3 protein-coding genes are annotated in these 3517 nt (G+C 49.8%); 2 read left to right on the plus strand and 1 reads right to left on the minus strand.

Features of this window, described 5'->3' with window-relative positions; genetic code table 11:
* Positions 1 to 224 (minus strand): triose-phosphate isomerase (locus Q0231_RS05425; protein ID WP_299346038.1); only part of this gene is annotated, 224 nt, incomplete at its 3' end.
* Between the two features lie 148 nt (positions 225 to 372).
* On the opposite strand from Q0231_RS05425, the gene Q0231_RS05430 reads away from it, so the two are divergent.
* Entirely contained in the window at positions 373 to 2253 is a 1881-nt protein-coding gene (locus Q0231_RS05430) for a peptidylprolyl isomerase (RefSeq protein WP_299346042.1), read from the plus strand.
* 19 nt (positions 2254 to 2272) lie between these two features.
* On the plus strand, positions 2273 to 3517 hold a 1245-nt coding region (locus tag Q0231_RS05435; RefSeq protein WP_299346045.1), incomplete at its 3' end, for an anthranilate synthase component I family protein.

The raw sequence follows: 3517 nt of genomic DNA on the forward strand, positions 1-3517 counted from the left end.
CCACTTGGCGCAGCGTGGCAGTTTTGCGCACCTGTTTTAGCTGCGCTTTCGTGCAGAGCAACGCTGACCCGATGTAGCAACGTTGCCGGCGGGCAAATCACAACTTGTGCGTTCACTTCATTTGCGGCCAAACGATCTTTGATCACTTCCACTTCCAAGAATGAGCCTGCATCCCCATTCATCTTCCAATTTCCAGCAATTAGCGGCGTGATTTTTTGTGTCATGTTGGTCCCTCACGAAATAAAATTAGTCTTAAGCCAAAACAGCCCATTCTGTCTCTTGCGATTTTCTTCACACCCTGTCTATTATGCGCCGCTCCAAGCTGGGGAATTCTTCAGCTGGAATTCGGCAATAATAATAAACGGATGCGAAATGCTAGATACCTTTAAACGCTATTCAAACACTTGGGTCGCCAAAATCCTGATGGGCTTGTTGATCTTAAGCTTTGGCCTCTTCGGTATCGCAAATGTGTTCACAAATCTAGGGAGCACAAATGTCGCGCGTGTAGGCAATGTGTCTATATCCGCTGTCGACTTTGATCGCGCCTATCGCGGACAGCTAAACGATTTCGCACGCCAATACGGCCAAGTGCCCACGCCCGAGCAAGCAGCGGCCTTTGGCATTCCGGGTTCAGTGATCTCCCAGCTTGCAGGCAATGCAACGCTTGATAACCTCGTTGAGAGCTTTGGCGTTGGCGCATCCGACGAAATGGTTGCAAAACTTGTTGCCGATGATCCAAATTTTTCAAGCACACTTGGTTTGTTTGATCGTCAACGGTTCAACCAAATTCTGCGTCAAAGCGGCTACACAGAAAGCGAATATGTAAACTCGCAAGCTGACAACGCTAAACGCAGCCAGATCATAAACGGTCTATTTGGTGGCATTACCGCGCCAAAAACCATCCTTGAAATCTCAAACAGCTACCAAAACGACAATCGCTCGATCGACTTCTTCACATTGAGTGAAGCAGCGCTCGGCGAAATCGCCGCACCAACAGATGAAGAGCTAACAACCTATTTGGTTGAAAACCAGCAATTCTATCGCACCGAAGAAGTGCGCAACATTGACATATTGGTCCTGACCCCAGAAATACTCGGCAAAACGATTACAGTTTCAGACGCTGAAATCGAGGCGGAGTACGCTAAAACGGGTGCGTCATTTGTTGCGCCACAAACCCGCAACATTAAAACAGTTACCCTTGATAATCCTGGTCAAGCAGCATTGTTGGGCGGCCTTTCCGTCAATGGCCCTGAATTTGCAAGTTTGTTGGCCAACATGGGCCTTGCCGATAAAGTGACCGATCTTGGTCAAGTTGCTCAGGCCGATGTTGCAGATCCTGCCATTGGTGATGCTGCATTTGCGATGGCAAATGAGGGACTGACGGTTGTTGTTGGCGAAACTGGCACAACTGCGCTTTTGGTCTCCAACATTGTTGAAGGTGGTCCGCAACCACTGTACCAAATTCGTGATCAAATCGCACAAGCGGCAGCCGAACGTCAGGCAAAGGCGATTATCGTCGACAAAATCGATGAGATTGAAGAACTTCGCGCAACGCTTTCCCCAATTAAAGAGATTGCAGCGCAACTCGGCCTAACGGCGCAAAGCGTAGAAGTTACACCTTCGGGTGGCGGATTTGCTGCCATTGATGGCCTGCCTTCTGGCGCAACGGCGCGTTTGCTTCCTGTCATTGGGTCAGCTGAATTGGATAAGCTACTTCCTGCAATCGCTTTGAGTGCAGATTCAATGGCTTGGTTCGACCTGAACCAAATCACGGAAGCACGTGACCAAACACTTGAAGAAGTGCGCCCCCTTGTTTTGGCATCTTGGATGCAAGGCAAAAAAAGCGATGCTTTGGAAACAAAGGCAGAGGAACTTGTTGCAGCGCTTAAAAGCGGCGAGGAACTTGAAGCCGTTGCCGCAACTGCTGGGGTTGAAACTCAAACAGCCATCAACCTCAATCGTGGCGGTAACGACGAGATTTCAAGAGAAGTTGCCTCAGCCGCTTTCCAAGGTGGTGAAGGTTACGTTGGTTCAGCCCTTACAGCTGATGGCGAACATGTGATTTTCAAAGTGACATGGCTAAATGCCGCTTCGGCTCAAGAAATCGATGAACAAATGCAAAATAGCATTGCCGCAGGGCTTGCCGATAATGCCTATCAGCAGTTTATCAATGCAAAACGCGATGATCTTGGTTTCAACGTAAATCAAGCAGCAATTAATCAACTCCTGTCGCTCAATGTGGCCGGACAATAACAAACCATAGGGAACTGAGATGCATGACGCACACTATGCCGCCTTTGCTGAAATCTACAATCAAAGCAAATCGCAAGTGGTGTGGCGTCGCGTGGTGGCCGACCTTGAAACACCAGTCGGTGCATATCTAAAGCTCTCTCAAGGACGCAAAAACACATTTCTACTCGAATCCGTTCATGGTGGTGCGACACGCGGTCGTTACTCCATGATCGGGCTAGAACCTGATCTGTTGTTCAAGATTCAGCGCGGCAAAGCCTCGGTTAATTTAAACCCACAGTTCGAGCCCGACAGTTTTGAGCCCTTGCCTGACGCACCCCTTGATGAGCTGCGTTCACTGCTCAAATGCTCAGCCCTTGAAATACCGCAAGACCTGCCGCCTATGTCAGCGGGCATATTCGGCTATCTTGGGTACGACATGGTGCGCGAGATCGAAGACTTGCCTGATGAAAACGAAGACACAATTGGCGCACCAGATGCGCTATTGATGCGCCCTTCTCTTTTGGCGGTGTTCGATACGATCAAAGACGAGCTCTATTTCGCAACGCCGGTACGTCCAAAAGAAGGTGTTAGCGCAGACCAAGCATATGATGCTGCACATGAGCGTCTTGATGGTGCAATCTCTAGACTGTCCAACACCGCACCGCTGGCCAAAGAACGAATTGACACAGCAAACATTCAGTTTGAAAGCAACACCACAAAAGAACAATTCGCTGGCATGGTGGATACAGCGAAGGAATATATTCGCGCTGGCGATGTGTTTCAGGTTGTTTTGAGTCAGCGGTTCACTGCAGACTTCACCTTGCCCCCGGTCGCTTTTTATCGCGCCCTTCGACGCACTAATCCAAGCCCTTATATGTACTTCTTGGACTTTACCGACTTTGCCATCGCAGGTTCAAGTCCAGAGATTTTGGTGCGGGTGCAAGACCAAAAAGTTTCCATTCGCCCAATTGCTGGCACCCGCAAACGCGGCGCAACGCCAGAACGCGATCGCGAAATGGCTGACGAATTGCTTTCGGATCCAAAAGAGTTGGCAGAACATTTGATGCTGCTCGATTTGGGCCGCAACGACGTTGGCCGTGTTTCTGAAATTGGTTCTGTTGAAGTCACTGACAGCTACTTCCTCGAGTATTACAGCCACGTGATGCACATTGTCTCAAATGTCGAGGGCAAGCTAAAGGCGGGCCTTGATAACATTGATGCACTCGCTGGGGGTTTCCCCGCCGGTACGGTATCTGGCGCCCCCAAAGTGCGGGCCATGGAGATC

The organism is uncultured Maritalea sp. (assembly GCF_937139385.1).
Lineage (GTDB): Bacteria > Pseudomonadota > Alphaproteobacteria > Rhizobiales > Devosiaceae > Maritalea > Maritalea porphyrae_A.

Coding starts and splice junctions, on each gene's coding strand:
- Q0231_RS05430 (WP_299346042.1), top strand. CDS start 373: ATGCTAGATACCTTTAAACGCTATTCAAACACTTGGGTCGCCAAAATC.